We start from the raw sequence: 21,575 nt of genomic DNA on the forward strand, positions 1-21,575 counted from the left end.
ACTGATCACGCGGAGTCCCCGGCTCGGAGGTCACGCCCACTCGTCACGCAGAGCGACGGCCTCGGCCAGTTCGGCCGGTCGTTCCCGGCGTTCCCACAGGGCGATGGCCTCGGTCAGGGCGTCGGCCGCGGCGGCTCGCGACCCGGCCCGGTGGGCGGCTTTCGCGTACTGCACGAGGGTGGCGGCGAGGTGCGGCTCGAACCGGTCGGACGACGCCTGCGCGGCTCGCCGGTACAGCTCCACCGCCTGTTCCACCTGCGGCAACGCGTCGGGAACCAGCGAGGCCAGACACGCCTGGGCGGCGGCGTAGCGGTGGATGTGGGCCCATTTGTTCTTGCGGTAGAGCTCCTCGGACCGTTCCACCGCCTCCTCCGCGGCGGCCAGCGCGATCTCGGTTCGGTGCACCTGTGCGGCACGTTCGGCGAGGTTGACGAGCGCGTCGGCCAGTTCCGGTGAGTACTCGGCGGACTGGGTGGCGGCGAGGCTGCGCAGGATCCGCACGGCCTGGAGAACGTCCTGCAGCGCGTTCGGCGCGTTGCCGGCGCGGGCCTTCTGCCGGCCCAGGTTCGCGAGCGCGGAGCCCAGGTTCGCGTTGGGCCGGGCCCACTGCCGCAGCTGCAGCTTGCGCAGGCGTGCCTCGGCGTCCTCGGCCACGGTCAGCGCCTGTGCCGGGAAGTCGAGCTCGCCCAGCAGTTCGCTCTGCAGGATCAACGCCTCGCACAGGCTCTGCGTGTGCACGCGTGGTTCGGTCAGCACGAGACGGCGGTACTCGGTCGTCGCGCGTTCGGCCGACGCCAGCGCGGTTTCCGGCAGGCCCGCGCGAGCCTGGCTGTGCGCCAGCCGCAGGAACAACGGCGCGTCGCGGCCGGGACCTCCGCCCGGTTCCTCCATCCTGCGGTCCACCAGTTCGCGCTCCAGCTCCGCGATCGCGGGCGCGAGGCGGACGTCCGGGACGTCGCGCAACGCCTGGCTGATCACGTCGAGCAGGTCGGTGTCGGCCTGCCCGACGACCGACAGGATCGCCGAGGGGCCCGCCGCGGCCAGCAGTTCCGGCCGGGCCCGCACGAGCGGGTTGAGGTGGTCGGTGGCGAGCTTCGCGAACCTCGTCGCGGCGTGGCCGAGCGCGGTCAGCGCGTGCGACTCGGCCTTCGCGACATCGGGGTCCTCGGCCGGAAACGTGGCCGCCGCGATCGAGCTCACGAGGCCCAGTGCCCAGCCTGGGTCGACGCCGAGGTCCGCGTCGCGGTCGACCAGCACGCCCGCGAGCAGGTGGTCCGCGAGCTGGCAGCGGCCGAGCGGGTCGAGCGCGTCCTGGTCGAGCGGGTAGAGGCGTTCGTACGCGGCGAGCAACGGCCGCCAGTCGTCCTCGGACTCGATCAGTCCGAAGTGGAGGCTCAGCTCCCTGGCCACGCCGACGTGCAACGGCCGCAGCAGCGTGGCGAGCAGGACGAGCGCGGCGAGCCGGGTGGCGTGCGCGGACTCGCGTTCCTCGCGGTAGCGATGTTCGTGCCGCAGCACGGCTTTCGCGGCGCTGGTCTGGCCGGCCGGTCCCTTCATCAGGTCCAGTGCGGCCGCGACCGCGCTGAGTTCCACGTCCTCTGGCCGGCCGCGGTCGCGCGGGCGCAACGACGACAGGTCCTCGCCCGCCGCGTCCGCCACGACGTCGACGATCGCCGCGAACAGGTCGGCCGAGCTGCGATGAGGCTGTTCCGGCAACAGCTTCTGCACGCCGAGGTCCACTCCGGACCCTTCGAACGAGCGGGTGATCGCGTTCCACCAGTGCCCAGCGTCGGGTGAGAGCAGCAGCACGCGGGTCGGCGTCTCGTCGTCCAGCAACGCGCTCAGCATGCCCAGCAGGTGCTGTGGGTGCCACGAGTCCGCACGGTCCACCACGAGCAGGACACCGCTGCTGCCCGGCCGCGGCTTGTCCGCGCGCAACCACTGCGCCGCCGCCGGGTCCTGCCGGCCGCGGTAGACGTGCCAGCCGTGCTGCTCGCTCTCCGCGGCGATCTGGGTGGCCAGCCGGATCCGGTGCTCCTCGGTCCACCCGTGCAGCAGCCGGATCGCCGAGCGGGTGCCCTGCGCGAGCCACTTGTGCAGCCTGGTCAGCGCGTTCGGGTCGACCGGGATGGTGTCCAGCACCTTCATCAGCAACGCCACGGGCTGCCCCTGCCGCGCCCGGCCGCCGGTCTCGAACCGCACCGGCTGCAACCAGAACCGGGCCGGCTCACCCTGTGCGCCCTCCATCTGGGCACCCTCGACCTGCACGAGCACCGGAGACGCGTGCACCGCGCCACCGATCGCCTCGGGGATCTCGAACACCCGCCCGTCGAGCGTGCGCAGCCGGACCCCGCCGGGGCGTTCCGGGCGGTAGTACCTGATCTTGCGCAACGACAGCCAGCGCGACTGCTCGCTGCCGTTGTCGACCAGTTCCACCAGTGGCGGCACGTGGTGCGGCAGCTTGATCGTGATGCCGCCCTCGACGCCCTCGCCGAGCACCAGCACGCCGTCGTCCCAGCGCACCCCGATGACGCGGCGCATGGCCGTGTCGGCGCCGTCGTGCGCGACCGGGATGAGGATCTCCTCGATGACCTTGCGGTCCATCCCCTTCGGCTCGGCCGAGATGTCGTCGGACCGCATCTTCCGCGCGTTCAGCACGAGGTGCCAGCCGTCGTTGCTGTGCAACACCTTCGCGGGCAGCCGCGACATCGCGTCGATCACCCAGCCCGCCACGCCGTCGCGCAGTTCGACCGCCATCGCCTTGGAGGCGCTGCGCAGCAACGTCCGCGCCTTCCGCAGCCCCGGCTCGCCGCCGGTGCAGGCGAGCCAGGTGACCTGTTCCTCCAGCGCCAGCGCGGGGGAGAGGTTGACGTGCACGCGTTCGACGGCCGCCCACAACGCGGCGCGCGCCGGTTCGTCGAACAGGTCGAGCCGGGCGCGCAACGGTTCGAGCAGATCCGCCCGCAGCGCCACGACCTGCCGTTGCCGGGCCCCGACCCACTCGCTGAACCAGAAGTCGGACTCCGCGCCGACGTCGAGCTGCGGCAGCACGGCCAGCCTGACCTCGCGGACCAGCTCCGCCTCGATCCGGGTCGCGGTGCTCAGCGCGACGGCGAGCAGCACGTCCGGCCGCAGCCGCTCGCGGGAGAGTTCGGCCCGCAGCCGTTCGCGGATCACGACGCCTTCCCCAGCGCCGCCCGCACCGCCCCGACGGTGGTCACCCGGTCCCAGCAGACCACCGGCATCAGCGAGGTCAGCCAGCCGGGCCACCGGTCGCGCGGGAACGGCACCAGGGCCGCCACCCGGCACTCCCGCTGCCGCAGCCGGCCCACGTAGTTCTCCCACGCGTTGCGTTCCACCCGGCCCCAGCGGATGCCGAACCCGGCGAGCACGAGCACCGCGCGTCCCGGTTCCGGATCGAGGTGCCCGCGGCGCATCCGGCGCGGCGAGCCGTCCAGCACGCTCACCCCGGTCAGCGTCTCGCCGACGACACCGCGGATCGCGTCGAGGAGCGTCTGCTGGTCCCGCCAGAACAACGACATGCCCTCGGACTGGTCGACCAGCACGTGCGCGCCGAACCGCAGCGTCGGCCGGGGCAGCCGTGGCAGTTCACGCACCGCGCGGCCCGTCGCCGTCTGCTCGACCAGCGCGGCCACGTCGATCTCGTCGTCCGGCACGTGCCGCGACAGCAGCGCCTGCACGACGGCCGGCATGGTCGCGCGCCGCAGCAACGGTTCGTGCGGCGGGTCCGCCACCAGCTGCTCCGGGGTGATGCGGGGCAGATCGGGCACGGCGTCGGTGGCCCACGGCTGCTCGGGCACCTCGACCCACGACCGGCGCAGCCCCGCCATCGGGTCCTGCTCCCGTTCCTCGGCCTCACCGGTCGCCCTGCTCCGGCGGACCACGCGCTCGGTGGCGGCGGGAGCCTGCTCCTGCCACGCCGGCACGGCCGCCTCGGTCGCGTGCAGCCGATCCGGAGGGAGAACGGACGCCGGCTCCTCGTCCGCCGCCAGGTGGTGCTGCCCGAGGTCGACCCCGAGCAGGCGCGCGATCCTGCGCACCAGCTCGGGATCCGGGGTGGTGCCCGGCGGGGTCTCGGCGGCGACCGCGCGCACCACGTCCCCGAGCCACGTCGCGGGCGTCACGACGACCACTGTGCCGAGTCGCTCCCGGTCTCCTTGTTGAAGATCATCTTGAGGACGGGCTTCAGCTCCGCGTGCCCACCCGAGGTGATCCCGATGCCCAGGCACGCCCGGATGGCGTCGATGAACTCGGCGGTGCTCGGCCGCCGGCGCCGGTCCGTGTCGGCCTTCGCCCGCGCCTTCTCCAGCGCCTTGATCAGGTCGTCCAGCGGGTAGTCGACCTCGGTGCCGACGTGCAGCTCGGCGATCTTGCGCAGGTCCTCCTCGTCGTGCTCGCGCACCTGGTGCACCACGCACCGCCGGACGAACGCGGGCGGCAGCTCCCGTTCCTGGTTGGAGGTGATGATGATCAGACACGGCGGGTCGGACTTCTCCTGCACGTCCTTCGCGTCGCGGAGGTCCGTGATGGTGAAGTATCGGCCCGCCAACGGGACCAGCAGGCTGTTCGGCACGTCCGGGTCGGCCTTGTCGATCTCGTCGATCAGCACGACGGCGCTGCGGTCGCGCCGCTTCTCCACCGAGTTCCAGTCGTGATAAGGCTCGGTCGACTTGGACAGGCCCAACGCGTCCGCGCGGTCGAAGGCCCACCACAGCACGCCCGGCGTGACGTAGTCGTCGTCCCGCAGGCCTTCCCGGCGCACCTGGGCGTCACCGAGCCTGCGGACGCTGTCGAACGACCACAGCAGATCCCGCGCCGTGGTGCGGGCGGTGACGACGTGCTCGTAGTAGCGCAGGTCGTAGTCGAACGCGATGTTCTTGGCCAGAGTCGACTTCCCCGAACCCGGAGCGCCGAACAGCAGCAGCGGCCGGTTCGTCGCGCGCGCCACCCGCACGGCGAGGCTCAGGTCCTCCGAGCGGACGTACTTGCGGCCGTGCTCGGCGATCTGGTTCGCCCCGGTCCCGATGCTCATGACGCCTGCCTTCTCACCCCGAGGTGCTTGCGGATGCGGTCCATCGCGAGCTTCGCCGAGTGCTCGTCCTGTTGTGCCACCACGGTGTGGCAGTAGTTCTCGCCTAGGTGCTTGGCGAAGTCGTCCGGGGTGAGGTCGGTGTCCGGCCCGATCACCAGCACCACCATGACGTCCGGCCACGCGTCCTGGGCGGCGAGCACGCCGTTCAGCCGCGAACCGCGCCGCGAGCCCTCCTGGAGAACGAGGTAGTTGTCCGTCCAGTTGGGCCACTCGTACTGCTTGAGCAGCAACGGTTTTATCTCCGCGGGATCACCGACCGGCACGTCCCCGCACGTCTGCACGTCGACGGTCACCTCGTCCCAGTGCGTCGCCCGGCGGACGAGCTGCTCACCCGTCGCCACGCCGATGCTGGTGCCCAGCACGCAGACGTGCCGGCGGTTCTGCGGTGCGTCGGGGTGCTCCTCGACCGCCCTGTTCGCCACCTCGAAGTCGATCCAGCTCGACGCCAGCATGTCGGTGAACATCTCGCGCCCGTCATCGCTCACCTTGGTGAGGAAGTGGTGCTTGGAGTCGATGATCAGATCCGTGACGTTCCTGTCCAGTTTGGACCGGAGGATGCGGAAGGAGAGCTCCTCCCTGGGCAGCAGTGGTGGCGGCTTCGGCTGCTCCTTCAGCCGGCGGTACATGTTCGCGAGCTTGACCTGGTTCTCCGGCAGGTACTCGGTGAGCCGCTTCACCAACGACATCTCGCCCTCCTCGATGTCGCCGAGCACGTTGAGCCGCAACACCTCGACGAGCTTGCGCACCGCCTCGTCGACCGCGTCCGCCTCGACGATCAACGCCTGCAACGTGTCCATGAGGCGGGTGAACTCCTTGACCCCTTCCTGTTTCACCCGTGCGGGGCGGATCCCGATGAGTATGGGAATGATCCGGTAGTTCTTCTCCCTGGGCTGGTCCAGCATCTGCCGGGTCTCGCGGCGCACCCACCTGCTGCGCAGGGCGTTCTCGTCGAGCAGGACGAGGCCGAGGTGGCTGTCGTTGATCGCGTCGCGGATGCCCTCCTCCCACCGCTCGCCCTCCACGAGGAACGTCCGGTCGGCCTGGATCCGGCACGCGGCCAGCGGGAACCGGGTGATCAGCTCGTCGAGCAGCCGTGACGCGGTGCCGTCCGGCGCGGACGAGGTGCTGTGGCTGACGAAGACGTCCCACAGGTAGTCCGTCATGGCTGCTCCTTTCCCGCCAGCGGCGTGAGGTGTGCGTGCCAGTCGTCGTTCTGCTCGACCAGCACGCGTTCGCAGTCCGCGACGAACGCGTCACGTGCTGCGGGATCCGGGTCGTCCGGCAGGTTCTCGAGCAACCGCCGCAACTCCTTCACCGTCTTGCGATAGCGGGCGCACAGCCGTTGGTAGCCGATCTGCGTGATGTGCGCGGCGACGATGCCCGCGATCGCGGTGCACACGCCGGCCCACACCGCGATGTCCTGGCCCCACAGCGGTGCCAGCAGCGACAGCATTGCCGCCATGAACCCGAACCCGACCTCGACGACCTTCGCGATCTCCAGCCCGGTCTCGTATCTGTCCGCTTTGGACTGGTGGTAGTCGATCTGCCCGGTGACGCGGACCTGGAGGTAGCTCTCCATGTCGTGGATCCGCGGTTTCTCCTGGTGCCGGACCGGCCCGCTGACGCCCTCGTGGGTGACGAGCAGTTTCTTCAGCCGCTGGGCGGCTTTCGGCGTGCGGTACCGGCCGGCGCCGACGAGGTACGTGCACAGTTCGGAGGTGATCTCCTCGGACGCGCGGCGCGCGTCCGCCCAGCGCTGCCGTTCCCTCGGCTCCTTCGAGGTGCGTAGCCAGGTGCCGATCGACACCACCGCCGCCGTGGTCACGCCCACGACGATCATCCAGGCCTGGTCGACCGGTGCGAGCTGGGAGGCCAGCACCGCCCCGATCGCGCCCATGATCAGCGCGACCAGCCCGAGCAGCCGGTAGAGGAGGACCTTCGTCTTGGCCTTGTCCGCGCTCTCGGACCACTGCAACTGCCGGTGCCACACGTCTTCGACCAGCTTCACGTCGATCTCCGGCCGGGCGGGCGCTGCGGGTGCCGTGACGCCGGCGGGTTCGTACACGTGCACTTCAGCGCGCGACCGGCGGCCGAGCGCGGTGTCGACGGCGGCGCGGTCGAAGGGGGTCAGGTGCTCGGCGAGGTAGTTGGCGCGCGTCACGTGCACCTCCGGATCGGCGATCGCCGCCAATGCGCTTTCGCGCAGTTCGGTCCTGTCCGTGGTCCGGACGAGTTCGGCGAGCCGGAGAAGCCCGTCCAGCACCGGTCCTTTGTCGCGCACGACGCGGTGCCACTGGTCCTCGACGACGGGTGGCGGCGGGACAGGGGCGATCACCGACTGGATGACGACCGTCGGCGGCTCGTCCGGCACGGGCCGGGCGCTCTCCGGCGGCTGACTCGGGCCGGCGACGTTCATCCGCTTCCGGCCGGCCCCCTCCACGTAGGCGTTGGCGGGAGGTTCGGAGACGAAGACGAGCCGCGGCAGGTTGTCCCGCGGGACGTCGTTCTTCTCGTAGGTGGAGAACGTCCAAATCTCGTTCGGCAAGGCCTCGCGGACGCGCCACACGATCGGCAGCCGCGACTCGTCGGGGACGCCGATGATGGTGAACGAGCAGTTCTGAGACGAATACACCTCGTCCAGCACTTTCCGTACCGTTTCTTCGTCCACTTCGGACTGCGGCGGCGTGCCGGGGAAGTCGCCCGGCCACAACGCGTCCATCTGCTCGCTGTCCGGGTGCTCGCCCTGCCATCCGTTCCAGCCCGTGAGCCGTGGCACGAGCCGCTCGATCGTGGCGCTGTCGCCGATGATCGCATGTGCCACGCCCCGGCCCGCGTCGCTGGGCAGGGCGAACCGCCGCAGCACCGCCGCGGTGTCGTCACCGAAGTCCAGGTGGTTGAACGCGACGGCGGGTGGCGGGTGCTCCGGCCCGCTCAGCAACCGCGCGTGCTCGCGCAGCCGGTGGTGCCACGTAGAGCGGGCGGTCGCGCTCGCGATCGACGACGCGACCAGCTGCATGCCGTTGGAGGTGAACCCGATGACCAGCTGGTCGACCCGTTCACTCATCTGCCCACCTCCGCCGCGCCGGGCTGCTGGACCAGCCCGATCATCGCGAGGAGCGCGAGGAGCGGTTGCAACACGCGAGCCGGGTGAACACCTCGCGGGTACACGCCGTTCTCGTCCACCGACGAACCGGTGGCGGACACGACGTGCAGGGTGCCCCGGCTGAAGGTGTCGAACACCTGCAGCATCGCCTGCGCGCCGTGCCGGTCGAGGAAGGCGTAGACGTCCCGGCTCTCGTCGCGGAACAGGCCGGCGTCCAGCGGCGCGCGGCTGTCGTCGCGCCGCAGCCAGTGGTCGACCGGGTGCTCGTAGCGGACCTCGTCGGCCTTGGTCAGCACCACGGCGATCGGCAGGTCCTTGAAGCCGGGACGTTCCTGGATTCGCGCCAGGGCACTGTTGAGCGCGTCGTTGGGCAGGTTGGCGGGCAGTCCGAACAGCGCCGGGATCGCGGACACGGGTTCGTCGACGAACATGAACGCGGTGGCGGCCAGCACGAACTGCCCGCCCAGGTCCTTCTGGCCGGGGTCGACGAAGTCCTCACCTGCGACGTCGAAGAACACCACCGGCCGGGCCCTGTCGTCGGGCGTGCGCACGAGCAGGTAGGTGGTGAAGTCCTGCTTGAGGTCCTCGGTGGCCTCCAGCTTCTTCCTGCCCTGCATGAGCGCGTTGACCTGGCTGCGGAAGCCGGCGTGGCGCAGCTCGTCCGCGGGTTCGAAGACGAGCCCGTGGTGGCGCAGGCCGCCGCCCTGCGTCGCGGCGTGGATCATCGTGGCCAGCAGGTGGGTCTTGCCGGCCCTGCTCGACCCGACGAGGCCGATGATGATCGGCTCGCCGTGGTCGCGGTAGGTGATCGGCAGGAAGTGCTCCTGGTGCTCCCGGCCGGGGTTCGGGCACTTGACGTAGCAGCGCCGGCGCCGGTCCTTGCGCAGGACCGGGTTGTTGAGGTGCGCGAGGTCGACCTTCACCCACCGTGCGCCGACGTTCTGGTCGGTTTCCGGCCGGTACAGCTCGTCCTCCCGCCACGGGAAGAACCCGAGACAGATCGGGCACAGCACGCGCTGGGGTTCCGGGGGAGCGGTCATCACATCACCCACATGGTCACGAGGGTGGCGGTGGCCACGATGAAGAAACCGACGGCGAGCGGGAAGAAACGGCGGAACAGCGGGCGTCGTGGCGGGGCCGGCGGGACAAGTGGTTGCACGGCAGCGGGTTTCGCGTACGGCGGGTGCAGGGCGTCGAACCGGTCGTAGCCGGGTTGCAGGGCCGATCGCACGTTCACGGGCGGTGGCAACGGTTCGCGGTCGTTGAGCCGGGCGAGCATCTCCACCGCGGTGGGGCGGTCACCGGGGTCCGGGGCGAACACGTCGCGCAGCAGCGTCGCCAGCTCCTCGGGTTCACCGGACAGGTCCGGGGTGTCGGTGCGGCCGATCCGCTTGCCGGTGAACAGCTCGTGCACCACCCGGCCCGCCGCACGGACGTCGTCGCCGGGGTGCGCCGGAGCGCCGTCGCGGGCCGGCTCGCCGACGCGGACGGCCTGTTCCAGGTTCACCAGCTGGGCGGTGCCGCCGTCCCAGCACAACGACGACAGCTCGACCGACCCGTGCACCAGGTCCACCGCGGCGAGCTGGGCGAGCGCCCGGAACAGGCCGATCAGGAACCGGCGCCGCTCGTCGATCAACAGCGTCCGGCTGCCGTCGACGAACCGGCCCTTCGGCGGTTCGACCAGCACGAACGGCGCCGCGGAGTCGAAGTCGTAGCCCACGATCGCCGGCAGCTCCGGCACCGGCTCGCGGTACCGGGCGTGCAACCGGGTCAGCGCGCGGATCTCGTTGTCCAGCAACGTTTCCGCGAGCGCGCGGTCGGCCGCGTTCTTCAGCTGGGGCAATGACCTGCGCACCAGCTCAGGGCCGTCGTGGGTCTTCACCCGCTCGGCGACGAGCACCGAGCCGGGGAACGGCGCGGGACCGGCCACGTGGATCTGCCACGACGCGGGACCGCCCGCCGGGTCGCGGCCGGCGACCGGGTCGTAGTGCCTGTCGGTCACGGGACGTCTCCTTCCTCGGTCTCGGCGGGGTGCTCGGCCGTGTGGACCTCTCGCTCGACGTAGCGCCGCAGCAACGGGGTCAGCCTGATCGCGCCCACCGCGTCACCCCTGGTGCGGATGACCTCGGCACCGTCGGTCGGCGGCAGGTCCATGTCGGAGGAGGCGAAGTGGACGACCACGGCGCCGTCCGCCTGCAGCCGCCGGACGTCCTCGGCCGCGCAGAGCTGGGTCATCCGGCTGCGTTCGGTGAGCAGCAGCACCCGCCGGCTCGCCGCCGAGCTCTGCCACAGCGTCGCCGCGAGCCGCCGCCGGGGACCGTCGTCCGTCACGAACGGCGGCAGCTCGCGCAGGCCGACGTGTTCCAGGTGGTCGTTGTAGTCCGACACGAGTTCCTGCGCCCGCAACAGGGATCGGTGCGTGTCACCGGACAGCGGCATCCGGGAGGCGATCTCGTCGAACGACGGCCGCAGCACCTCCAGCGTGATCGCCACCAGGTCGCGGTGCAGCACCTCGGCCAGACCCTCCGAGCTGTCACCGCTCACCGACTGCCCGCCGTCGTCGTCCGGCCGGTTCTTGATGACGTCCGCGAAGACCTCGGCCACCGCGTCGATTCCGCCCGCCACCACCAGCAACGCGTCCGCGAGCCGGCGGGTGCGGTCGGCGGGCGTCCACCGGTGCTCGATCAGGCGGGTGACCTGGTCGGCCAGGCGTTGGTGCGCGGCGGCGGTGCGGCGCAACGGAATCGCGGCGGTCCACGCGTCCACCGCGCGGTTCCACCCGATCACCGTGCCGGCCACCGCCACCACGACCAGCAGGCCCAGCACGCCACCGGCGACCGGCCTGCCCACCTCCACCCCTGGCACGACCCCACCGGCGACGGTCCCGACGGCGGCGGCACCGGCGGTCGCCGCGAGCAGCAGCCAGGCAGGCTGCCGACCGGCCGCTCTGCGCCCCTGCACTCTTGGCACGAACCCGCTGGTCGCCGTGCGTGGCGACGAAGCCTCGTGCCGGCCGGGCGCTCTGCCCGTCGCCGCCGACGGCCCGGCACCGGCGGGCGCCCTGCTCGTCACCAAACCCAGCAGCAGCAACCACACCAGGCCGAGTCCCGCCGCCGGCCACCAGTCCATCCCCGGCAGCCACGCGGCCACCAGGCACGTCAGCAGCACCACCGGCAGCAACCCGGCGACCGGCGTCGGCCACAGTCGCATCGGCGGTGGCGCGAGCGTCCACACCTCGGCGTCGGTGTGCCCGCCCACGACCGCGAGGCTGCGCGCGGCGCCGAGCTGGTTGCCGAACCCGCGTGCCTGGTCGGCGAGGCCCGGCAGCGTCCGTCCGCCCGCGAGTTCGGTGGTGATCGCCTTGCGCAGCGACTCGGCGAGCTCGACGGAGTTCACCGGCGCCGGTGACGGCAGGCCCTGCTCGACCAGGTCGGTCGGCGGCGGGTAGCCCTCGGCGAGGCTCGCGTCGGCGTCCTCCAGCGCGCGGCGCGCCACCTGCTGGTGCCGTGTCACCGCCTCGCCCGCCTCGGCCAGTCTGCTCAGCACGACCCGGTGCGCCTGCCGGGTGCCGAGCAGGCCGGTCCAGCCGCGCAGCGCGGTCACCGCCCGTTGAGCCTTGGCCAGCCGGTCCCGCGCGAGCGTGGTCGCCTCGCTCAGCGGCGAGCCGGGCTTCAGCGTCGCCGTTTCGTCGCCGGTCGCGCTGCGCACCACGGAGGTCAGCTCGGCCGACTCGCGATCGTGCTGGCGTGCCGACACCCCGGTCGCGACCAGCTGCCGCAACGCCCGCAGCCGCAGCGCGCGCATCATCGCGGGCTCCACCGTCGCGTAGTCCACCGCCAGACCGGGGTTCGCCGCCTGGTGCGGCATCTCACCGATCGCCTCGAAGACGCGGTCGAACACGCTCGGAAACCGCAGTGCCGTCAGCAGATCGTCGAGTCCCGCGGTGCCGGCACCGGCGCCAGGTCGTTGCGAACCGCCCTCCCACGGCACGCCGGGACCGTCGCCCACCCACAGCGTCACGCCCACGCCGGTGAACGCCGACGGGGTGCGCAGCATCGGTCCCGACCCGGCCGTCTCCAGCGTGCCGACGGCGACCAGCACGACCGAGGTCACCTGCGGCAGCCGGGCCAGGCGGGCGAACCAGTCGTGGTGCGCGCTCAGGCCGGTAGTGGTGTCCACGACCAGCACCCGGCTCGACGGCCCGAGCTCGCTCGCGTCGCGGCGGCGCAGGTTCTCCGCGTAGACCTGGCCCTCGGTGGAGCGCAGGTCCAGCGTCATCACCGGATCCGGTATCTCGAACCGCTTCACGGCCGCAGCCACTCCGGGTCGCGGGCGACCCACTCGCGGAGGTCGTGCAGGTTGTCCTGCAACGGGTTGTTGACGCCGCGGAACGGCAGCCGCACCGCGCCGGGCAGCGTCGTCTCCCAGAACTCGCGCACCGCGAACAACCGCCGGGATCCGCTTTCGCTGCTGCGCCGGGCTAGTTCGGTGTCGACGCGGTCCAGCTCGCCCGCGGCCATCTCGACGATCCGGTCGTAAACTCGGGCGGGCTTGTCCGGCCTGCGGTCCACGCCGATCGGGGTCGTCCCGATGAGCTTCGAGCAGAAGTCGCGGCGGATCTGTTCGTCGTCGGTCAGCACCCACGCCTCGTACGCGGACAGCACGCTCGCCCAGCTGGACAGCCGGCCGAACGGCTGCAGCTCCAGCCGCATGGTCGCCTGGGCGTTGTCGCCGAGCCGCACGACGATCGCCGACGGTGAGTCCTCGTCGCCGACCACCGAGATCTGGTCGTTCCAGGCCGCGCACAGCAGGTGGTGCAGGATGCGTTCGCGGTGCTCGGGAATCGTGGCCAGGTAACCGAAGTCGTAACCGAGCCGTTGGCGCCAGCGCAGGAAGTCCTGCTGTTCCTCGTTCTTCAACGCGTCCGACCAGTGCTTGAGCACCTCGCGGACCTCAGGCACCTCGGTGAGCCCCATGGAACTGCGGAACAGCACGACCGCGATCGACTCGGCCGCGATCGGCCGGAACTCCACCACCGCCCCGCTGCGCGGCAGCGACACCTCCTGCTGCAGGAACTTCTCCAGCTGGAAGTCCTTGGCGGACGCGGGATAGGAGAAGAGGATGCGCAGCCGGCCGGTACCGCTCGGGGCGAACCCGCCCGGCACGAGCCCGGCGAGCTTCTCCCGGAACTGCTGCAGCTCGTCGTCGCCGACCGCCACGCCCGGCTTGCCCGCCGCGGCCGCGAGCAGGTCCTGCAACGCGGGCAGCAACGGCCGGTGCTGCCCGTCGCGGTAGGAGAACAGGCGCTTCACCGCCTGCTTCACCCGGTCCTTGACGTGCGCCACGGCCATCCCCGCGCCCCGGCCGTCGAGCACCATGTCGAACGCGTACCGCCAGCCCTCGTCGCCGAGGATCTCCGTCACGAGGTCGCCTGGCGTCGCGGTCGGCCGCAGCCGTCCGCCCTGGTGCACGTAGTAGTCCACGAACCGGCGCACCACGGCCTGGTAGAACGGTTCGAGATCGCCCTGGCGCGGCAACAGGTACGTGACGCCGACCCGCTGCTGGTACAGCTCGCGCGCCCGCGCCGTGAACCGCCGTTCGCTCTGCCGTGCCTGGTCCTCGAACGCCTCGACCAGCCCGGCGACCTGCCCGCGCACCGCCTTGAGCTTGAGGTCCCAGCGCACCGCCTGGTCGTTCCACGCGGCGTGCCACACCCTCTTGGCCCGCCACGCGTACCAGTCGTCCTGACGCGAGATCGCCGACCGCACCGCGGGATCGGACCACTGCAGCTTGCGCAGGAACTTGCCCTTGATGCCCGCCGCGGCCGGTGGGTTCAGCGTCATCCCCGCCGGCGCCTGGGGTTCGCCGCGCCGTTGCTCCAGCAGCTTCGCGAAACCGAGCTCGCTCGCCGGATCGTGCAGGCCGTCGTGCCCGTTCAGCACGCGCCGCAGCCGGAACAGGTCGATCTCGCCCAGCAACGACCGCACCGCACGACTCGCGTCGAACGTCGCGACCAGCTCCGGGATCTGCCGCGACAGCTGCTGGTCGAGCGTGCGCAGGCCGGACTCCATCGTGCGGGCCCTGGTGTTGAGCGCGCGCTGGACGGCCTCCGCGCCGACCGCGGGCGCCGGTTCGCTGATCGGGACCGGTGCCCGCAGCCGCAGCGGGTCCAAATTGGACTCGGTGAAGAAGCGCTCGATGAACTGGGCGTTGTTCTCCGCCTGCCCGGTGGGCGGTTCGTCCAGCTCCAGCACGGCCTCGGCGAGCAGCCGGGTGCTCACGATGTCCGCGATGTCGTCCACCGGCACCGTCATCGACGCCACCGAACTCGTTGACACACCGCGGTTTCCGATGCCGGTCGGGGCGGGCACCTCGCGTTCCACCGCGCTGTTGATGAAGCTGTCCGCGAACGACATGTAGGTCTGCGCGATGGCAGTGCGGCCGCCGTCGCCCTCGGTGCCGAGGTCCGTGCCGATCAACGACAGCACCAGCGACACGATCGACCGGTGCAGGTCCTCGCGCTGCACCCCGGCACCCTTGCCGAACAGGAACGCGGTCTGCACGGTCGAGGCCCGCAGCCGGATCTCCTCACGGTCCGGATAGCGCACGGACAGCGTGCCGTTGATCCCGGAGCTGTCCAGCTCGGTGCCCGCCACCTGCGCGTTCTGGTCGTCCACCAACCGGAACAGGTCGAGCAGCGACCGGCCGGCGTTGAGCCGCGCCGCGCGGCCGCCGCCCAGGCCCTCGTCGAACGCCGACGGCATCAGCACGAGCGGGAAGATCCGGGCGCGGTAGTCCTGGTGCGCGAAGACGTCGCCGATCAGGTGCAGGAAGTCGAAGAAGATGCCACTGCCCGTGCCGCCCGCGACGGAGAACGCCACGAACACGTCGCAGGACAACGACCTCTTGCCGCCACCGAGCATCGCGAGCTCGCCCAGCGAGTTGTTGATCTCGCCGACCGCCTTCGCCAGCGGCGCCTGCGCGGCCGACGTGCCACCGCGGAAGGTCTCGAACAACGCGGCCCGGCCGACCGTCGGCAACTGGCCGGCGCCGCGCGCGAGCGGCCCGATCCGCGGCTCGCCCTGCGGCGGCGGCAGCCACGCGTCCACGTACCGCGCCGCGCCGAGCCGGAGACTGCGGGCCACCTCGGGGTAGGTGTCGTGCTGTGGCACGAGTTCCCGCACGAGGTGCATGGTGCGTTCGGCGGCGGGCAGGTATTCGGGGTCGGGCACGATCCGGCGTTCCAGCGCGCCGAACTCGTCCTCGCTCAGGTCGGCGTAGACGAACTGCAGGCACGACGGCAGCTGGTAGGGCAGGAAGTTCTTGCCCTGCATGCGTTGCTGGAGCTCACGGCCGTCCGGTCCGCACAGCTCCTCGCGCAGCCTGCGCTCCAGTTCGGCACCGACGCGGCAGCCGGTCCCGCCCAGTCCGACGTACAGCATGGGCTGGTAGATCTGCATGGTTGTCCTTCCGCTGCCGCTAGAGCAGGCCTGAGTCGCCGGATGACTGGGTGGTGAGCGGATCCTGCTCGTCGGTGAAGGCAACAGGTGCGTGCTCGTCGAGGACCTTGATCGCGAGCGCCGGGGTGACGTCGACGAGATCGCCCACGTGGCAACGGGTGTCCTCGCCGTAGGGCGTGACCAGCCGGAGCCGGCCGCCGGTCCGGCGCAGCACGTAGGTGTCGTCGCCGCCCGTCGAGTGGGTGAGCAGCGGGACTCCCGGCGCCGCTTCGGTGAGTGTGAACCGGAACGTGCGTGACGGCTGTTCCGGCGCCGCGAGGTCACCGCGCGGCCGATGGCCCTCGTACAGGTGGACGACGAGCCCGCGCACGTCCCGCTGCCGGCGCCAGACGACGAACCCGGCGAGCGCGGCCAGCGCGATGACCGCGGCGGCGATGACGAACCAGACCACCGGGGAGGTGGGCTTCACGACGTTGGCCGTGAGCCGCCACTCGTAGATGACGTCGTCGGGCTTCTCGTCGTCGACGACCTTGAGCGTGACGGCGTTCGGGCCGGGCACGGTGTCGTCGGCGAAGAGCAGGTCGAAGTCGAACGTGCTGTTGCCCGACGGCGGCAGGTCCAGCACCGTCTGCTCGCCGGGGATCGACACGAGCGTGCCCGGCGCGGGATCGGTGGCGATGATCCGCGCCTTCCTGGCCCGCCCCGAGTTGTTCGTGACGGTGACCTCGCCCTTCATCGACCCGCCTGGCGCGACCTCGCGGTCGGAGTTGCCGAACGTGCTCGACGCCGTCAGCGCCGGCGGCCCCTGCACGATCGGCGCCTCCACGCTCCGGGTGTCCCCGCTGATGCCGACGCCCGCGATGGTGCCGGTGAACTTCACCGAACCCGTGGCCTCGGCGGGCACGACGACCTTGCCGGTGTAGACGCCGTCCTGGCTCTTGTCATCGCCGTCGCGAGCCTCGTCGTTGAGCGAGATCGGGGTGGTGAAGCCGGTTCCGGCGGCCTCCGCGGTGAACGACAGCTCCTTGAGCACCGCCGGGTCGGTGATCGACCTGGTCCGGGTCTGCAGGCTCAGCGCGACCGTGACCTCCTGGCCGGCGCGCGGCGACGGCGGGTTGAGGATCATGGTCGACCGCACCGCGCCCTGGTACATGACGACCGTGCTGACGTCCTGCCGCGGCACGTCCGGCGTCGAACTGATCTGGACCTTCCACTTGCCCGGCAACGGGTTCACGATCCGCAGCGCCTCGACGGACCCGTTCTCGCCGCTCACCTGGAACGTGGACTCGTCCTGCTTGCCGTTCTTCGGCACGGTGGTGCCGTTGGGGTCCACATAGGACACCGAGATGCGGGAGTCGTGCTTGGTCACCACGATCGAGCCGTCGGTCGCGATCACCGGGATGACCACCTCGGCGGTCTGGGTGCTGCCGCTGCCGACCGTCGTCCGCTGGATGTCGCCGATACCCGCACAGCGCGCCGCCCCGAACGCCTTGAGCAGCACCTGTTCGACGTCCGCGCTGGTCCGGACGATCGCCGCGGACGGCGTGGGGGAGCGGGCGCCGCACTTGCCCTGGTAGGCGCTCTTCGCGAACTGCTCCAGCCGTGACCCGTCGACGTCGCCGAAGCCCAGCGGCCAGATCTGCACCTGCTCCTCGCGGGCCTTGACCAGCAGCGTGTCGATGATCCCCGCCGCGATCCTGTTGCGCTGGTCGCCGACGTTGTCCGGGGCGTAGCCGGGACTGTCCTCCACGTTGAGCTTGCCGTCGGTCAGCAGGAACACCAGCTTGGCGCCGTCCTTCTGGCCGGAGAGGTGGTTCAGCGCCTGCTGCAGCGCGGCCGCGTGGTCGGTGCCGTCACCCTCGGCGGCCGTGCGGCTGTGCAGCTGCTTCACGCAGTCGCTGAGCCGCTGCTGGTCCTGCGCCGAGGCCACCTTGCTCGGCGGGCACACCTCGTTGACGGCCTTCTGCCCCGGCTGGCCGTTGTTGCTGCCGAATCCCGCGACCGTCACCGTCGAACCCGGCGCGAACTCCCCGAGCGCGATGACCGCGGCCGCCTCGCGTTCTCTCTGCATGTCGTCGGGCTTGATGCTGCTGGACTCGTCGACGAGCACGACGATGTTCGCGGGAGTGATGACGGGGTCTTGTTCCGACTGTTGTGCCACGCCCGCCGGTAACGGCACCAGCAGCGCGACAACCGCTGTCGAGGCGAGCACTGATAGACGCATGGCTCAATTCACCCACTGACGCTCGTGGAATGGTGCACTGGCGGGTCGCGGTATTTCGATCGAGCGCGCACGCTGAGTTGTTACGCCGCTGATCAGAGGTGTTACCGCAGGTCAGAGGATTCCAGTGGGCGTGGATTTCTCACGTATTGCGCCGGTAGGGTGAAAAATTGGCAGCGCTGAAACGTACTCGTACATGGACGCGATTATGCCCGCCCAAATGACCTGAAATCATGGACAAAACGTGGTCAATTGGCGGCTGATGCATGTCGGGTGCGCCGAGGAAACGCATCGATAGGATGCGTTAATGGGTCACGCCCTCAGAACTGGGCGACGGCTTCCGGCGCGTACCCGTAAAAGCCGGGGAGACCACCCGTGTGGACGAACACGACGGGCACATCGCTCTGTGGCGCGAGGTCGCGGAACTTGACCGCGGCCTTGCCGGTGTAGACCGGGTCCAGGATCACGCCCTCGGTCTCCGCGAACAGCTTGAGCACGTTCCACATCTCCGGCGTCGGCACGCCGTAGCCCGGCCCGATGGTGTCGTCGGTGACGGTGACGTGGCCGAGTTCGGGTGCCGGCCGCCCGAGGAGGGCCGCGGCGTCGGTCGCGAGGGTGCGGAGCTCCTGCTCGGCGTCGGACGCGGTGTGCGAGACGCTCGCGGCGTGGACCCTGCCGGGCCAGCCGAGCAGTTCGGTGCCGAGCGCGAGGCCGGCCGCCGTGGCGCCACTGCCGTCCGGCACGACGATGGTGGCGTTGTCGATGCCTCGGTCGTGCAGCTGGCCGACGAGTTCGGCGGCCGCCGCGACGTAGCCGAGCGTGCCCAGTCCGTTCGAACCACCGACGGGCAGCGTGACCGCCTTGTCGTGGTTGACCTTCTCGTAGGCCGCGACGGTCTCGTCGGCGTCCGCGCAGATGTGCACGCCGGCGCCGAACATGTGGTCCAGCACGACGTTGCCGGACCGCTCGTACGCGTCGCCCTTCATCGGCACCTTGGCGGTGAGCACGAGCTCGCAGCGCAGCCCGAGCTTCGCGCACGCCGCGGCGGTCTGGCGCCCGTGGTTGGTCTGCAGCGCCCCGAACGTGATGATCGTGTCGGCGCCGTCCGCGATCGCCTGCCCGAGCAGGAACTCGAGCTTGCGCAGCTTGTTGCCGCCCGCGCCGAGGCCGTTGACGTCGTCGCGCTTGATCAGGACCGGCGGGCTGCCGAGTGCGGCCGCGAGCCTCGGGGCGTCGTCCAGCGGGGTCGGCCAGCTGCCCAGTGCGACTCGGGGGAACGCGCTCAAATCCATGCGCGCGAGCCTAGTGTCCTTTTCGCGGCTCAGACTTCCCGGCCGAACTCGGCGTACCGCGTGGTGCCGCTCTCCAGCGCCGCGACGGCGAGAGTGAGCCGCCGGTGCAGCGACGGGTAGATCTTGGGCCTGGCCTCGTCGAGCGTCAGGTAGACCACCCCGGACAGTTCCGGATCGTGCGCCACGGCACCGTCCACAACGCCACCGTCGAACACGAACTGGTGGCAGTCGCGCCAGACCCCGTTGCGCGGCGTCCAGTCCACGACGAGCAACCGGCCGAGCGGCAGGGAGAGGCCGAGCTCCTCCCGGATCTCGCGGATCGTCGCCGCCTTGGGGGACTCGTCGTCCTCGGTCATGCCGCCGGGGATGTCCAGCACCGCCTTGTAGACCGGCACCACGAAGAGCACACGTCCCGCGGAATCACGGATCAGCGCGCCACCGGCACACGTCTTGGTGGGACGCCGGGACGCCACGCCCGGCTCGTACTCGAGCTCGGCCGGACCCTCGTCCAGGACGTCGGCGGCGAATGAGGCGGGATCTCCCGCGTGCAGAGCGGACACCAGCCGATGATCACACCACAGGGTGAATCGCGCACGGCTGTACAGCGGCTATTCGCAAATCCGCAGATCTGCCGAAGATGACGGAACGCAACCAAACGACCAGGGAGTACGCTGAGGGCTGTAACTCCGTGCGATCAATCGCCGATGTCCACGACAACATCGGTGGAGGTGACGCCAATGGGGGCAACCGGTGCCGCCAAGCGCAGAAGCGACGGTAGATCGGCCCCGTGGTCGGTGGTCGGACTCACTGTCGTCTTCGTCGTGGTGGCCCAGGTCCAGTTCGCCATCGCGGTCGCGGAATCGGTCCTGTGGCCGGTCGCGATCGGGGTGCTGCTGCTGGCCGCGGCGGTCGTGTTCGTGAAGACGGCGCGCAGGCTGCGTTGGGAAGACAGCGACCCGTACGAGGCACCGCCCGAGGTGGCCAAGCCGCTTCCGTCGGCCGTCCAGTACGAGAGCCACGTCGACGCCGACGGAAGTCTTGCTCGCGCGGTCGGCGAAGTCGTCCACGCGTCCAGGCGCTGGCGGGCCTGACAGCCTCACAGAGCGGAGACCGGGCTGGATAGGGCGGCCCGGTCATTTCGCCATGTGCGCTGCCTGACAATGGGGTCCATGCCGACGTCTGCCGAGTGGCTCGAAGTGCGTGCTCACCTGCTGGAACACCGCCACGACCTGGCGCTGAAGGCCGTTTCGGAGTACCCGGACGTGCCCAGGGTCGCCGGCACCCCGCCCCGCACTGGCTGCCCGCGGCGCCCGTTCCGCTCTCGGACCTGTCGCTCGACCTGCGGAGCTCCGGCGAGTTCCCCGGTGCGCGCTCGGATCTTCTGCCGGACGGCTTCGGCAGCTACTCCGCGGCGATGGCCGCTCTCGCCGCGCCCACGGTGTTCCAGAACCGCGAGACCTACCGGCTGCTCGACTTCGACGGCCGGCTCATGACGTTCGGCATCGGCTCCTACTTCGACGGCATCGACGTGGGCGAGGCCTGCGCGCACGAATACGCGGCCCGTTCGCTCGGCCGGGTCTCCGAGTTGCCGCTGCGGTCGTCGATCGGCAATCCGTGCGATCTGACCCGCCGACCGGTCAACGTCGCCATCAGCACGCTGACCATCCGCCACTCGCCAGAGGGCTCGACGTTCTTCCTGCACTGGCGCGACCCGAAGCGCGTTGGCCACGCGGGCGGGATGTACCAGGTGCTGCCCGTCGGTGTCTTCCAGGGCTCGCAGGACAGCGACTTCTCGTTGTGGCACTGCATGATCCGCGAGTTCGCCGAGGAGCTGCTCGGTGCGCCGGAGATCCACTCCGTCGACTATTCGAGCTGGCCGTTCGCGCACCAGCTGACGTCCGAGGCTCGGGTGTTCTACCTCGGCATGGGCGTGGATCCGCTGACGTTCGCCACCGACATGCTGACGGTGGCGGTGATCGAGGCTGCCCGGTTCGACGAGCTGTTCGGGGATCTGGTGTCGCACAACGAGGAAGGCCGCGTTCTGGAGGGGCTTCCGTTCACCGCCGCGAACATCGAACGGTTCGGGCGTGACGAGCCGACTCAGGCGGCGGGTGCGGCGCTGTTGTCGTTGGCGTGGCAGCACCGTTCGACGTTGCTGGGCTAGTAGTGCTTTGTCGGGTTGGGTACGACTTCGGCGATCGCGGACACAAGCGTCCGCGATGGTCGCGCTCTCACGGCGCCGCACCTGCGAGTTGGCTGTAGTTACGAGCCGATGTAATCGATTGCAGATCACCTCAACTACCACCAACTGCGCTGGTAGTGGCCATGGGCCGCGTTCCGTCAGCGGGCGGCGAGCTCCATTTCGGAGCGGGCCGGCAGCGGCTCG

Annotated in this window: 14 protein-coding genes; 2 read left to right on the top strand and 12 right to left on the bottom strand. The window is 70.7% G+C overall.

Going from position 1 to position 21,575, the window contains the following annotated elements; genetic code table 11:
* Nucleotides 1-30: 30 nt before the first annotated feature.
* The 12 genes from B0F77_RS23545 to B0F77_RS23600 form a co-directional block, all read right to left on the bottom strand.
* Nucleotides 31-3,177 (bottom strand): hypothetical protein, encoded by a 3,147-nt coding sequence (locus B0F77_RS23545; protein ID WP_086665129.1) that lies wholly within the window; start codon nucleotides 3,175-3,177, stop codon nucleotides 31-33.
* On the bottom strand, nucleotides 3,174-4,145 hold the full coding sequence (locus tag B0F77_RS23550) for a hypothetical protein (RefSeq protein ID WP_143466866.1): 972 nt from the start codon (nucleotides 4,143-4,145) through the stop codon (nucleotides 3,174-3,176). The genes B0F77_RS23545 and B0F77_RS23550 overlap by 4 nt, the downstream gene beginning before the upstream one ends.
* Nucleotides 4,142-5,053 (bottom strand): AAA family ATPase, encoded by a 912-nt coding sequence (locus tag B0F77_RS23555; RefSeq protein ID WP_086665131.1) that lies wholly within the window; start codon nucleotides 5,051-5,053, stop codon nucleotides 4,142-4,144. The genes B0F77_RS23550 and B0F77_RS23555 overlap by 4 nt, the downstream gene beginning before the upstream one ends.
* A complete protein-coding gene (locus B0F77_RS23560; protein ID WP_086665132.1) occupies nucleotides 5,050-6,276 on the bottom strand; it encodes a toll/interleukin-1 receptor domain-containing protein in 1,227 nt (408 codons plus the stop codon). The genes B0F77_RS23555 and B0F77_RS23560 overlap by 4 nt, the downstream gene beginning before the upstream one ends.
* Nucleotides 6,273-8,177 carry a DUF4231 domain-containing protein gene (locus B0F77_RS23565; RefSeq protein WP_086665133.1) on the bottom strand — a complete coding sequence of 635 codons (1,905 nt, stop codon included), beginning with the start codon at nucleotides 8,175-8,177 and terminating at the stop codon, nucleotides 6,273-6,275. The genes B0F77_RS23560 and B0F77_RS23565 overlap by 4 nt, the downstream gene beginning before the upstream one ends.
* Entirely contained in the window at nucleotides 8,174-9,256 is a 1,083-nt protein-coding gene (locus B0F77_RS23570; protein WP_086665134.1) for a TRAFAC clade GTPase domain-containing protein, read from the bottom strand. Before B0F77_RS23570 ends, B0F77_RS23565 begins: the two co-directional genes overlap by 4 nt.
* Nucleotides 9,256-10,218: a protein kinase family protein gene (locus B0F77_RS23575; RefSeq protein ID WP_086665135.1), complete on the bottom strand. Its 963-nt coding sequence runs from the start codon at nucleotides 10,216-10,218 to the stop codon at nucleotides 9,256-9,258. Before B0F77_RS23575 ends, B0F77_RS23570 begins: the two co-directional genes overlap by 1 nt.
* A complete protein-coding gene (locus B0F77_RS23580; RefSeq protein WP_143466867.1) occupies nucleotides 10,215-12,524 on the bottom strand; it encodes a hypothetical protein in 2,310 nt (769 codons plus the stop codon). Before B0F77_RS23580 ends, B0F77_RS23575 begins: the two co-directional genes overlap by 4 nt.
* Nucleotides 12,521-15,676, bottom strand: coding sequence for a tubulin-like doman-containing protein (locus B0F77_RS23585; protein ID WP_086665137.1), 3,156 nt, complete (start codon nucleotides 15,674-15,676; stop codon nucleotides 12,521-12,523). Before B0F77_RS23585 ends, B0F77_RS23580 begins: the two co-directional genes overlap by 4 nt.
* A gap of 19 nt (nucleotides 15,677-15,695) precedes the next feature.
* The gene (locus B0F77_RS23590; protein ID WP_086665138.1) at nucleotides 15,696-17,900 is read right to left on the bottom strand and encodes a vWA domain-containing protein; all 2,205 of its coding nucleotides are present in this window, start codon (nucleotides 17,898-17,900) and stop codon (nucleotides 15,696-15,698) included.
* 317 nt (nucleotides 17,901-18,217) lie between these two features.
* A complete protein-coding gene (locus B0F77_RS23595; RefSeq protein WP_086665139.1) occupies nucleotides 18,218-19,189 on the bottom strand; it encodes a D-cysteine desulfhydrase family protein in 972 nt (323 codons plus the stop codon).
* Nucleotides 19,190-19,218: 29 nt separating this feature from the next.
* A complete protein-coding gene (locus B0F77_RS23600) occupies nucleotides 19,219-19,749 on the bottom strand; it encodes an NUDIX domain-containing protein (protein WP_086665140.1) in 531 nt (176 codons plus the stop codon).
* A 234-nt stretch (nucleotides 19,750-19,983) separates the two neighbouring features.
* On the opposite strand from B0F77_RS23600, the gene B0F77_RS23605 reads away from it, so the two are divergent.
* Together B0F77_RS23605 and B0F77_RS23610 are read left to right on the top strand one after the other, a co-directional pair.
* Nucleotides 19,984-20,280, top strand: a complete 297-nt coding sequence (locus B0F77_RS23605) for a hypothetical protein (protein WP_143466868.1) — start codon at nucleotides 19,984-19,986, stop codon at nucleotides 20,278-20,280.
* A 95-nt stretch (nucleotides 20,281-20,375) separates the two neighbouring features.
* Complete coding sequence (locus B0F77_RS23610) at nucleotides 20,376-21,353, top strand: transcriptional regulator (protein WP_143466869.1); 978 nt, start codon at nucleotides 20,376-20,378, stop codon at nucleotides 21,351-21,353.
* The last annotated feature ends 222 nt before the right edge of the window (nucleotides 21,354-21,575 follow it).

This window comes from Lentzea kentuckyensis, assembly GCF_002150765.1.
Lineage (GTDB): Bacteria > Actinomycetota > Actinomycetes > Mycobacteriales > Pseudonocardiaceae > Lentzea > Lentzea kentuckyensis.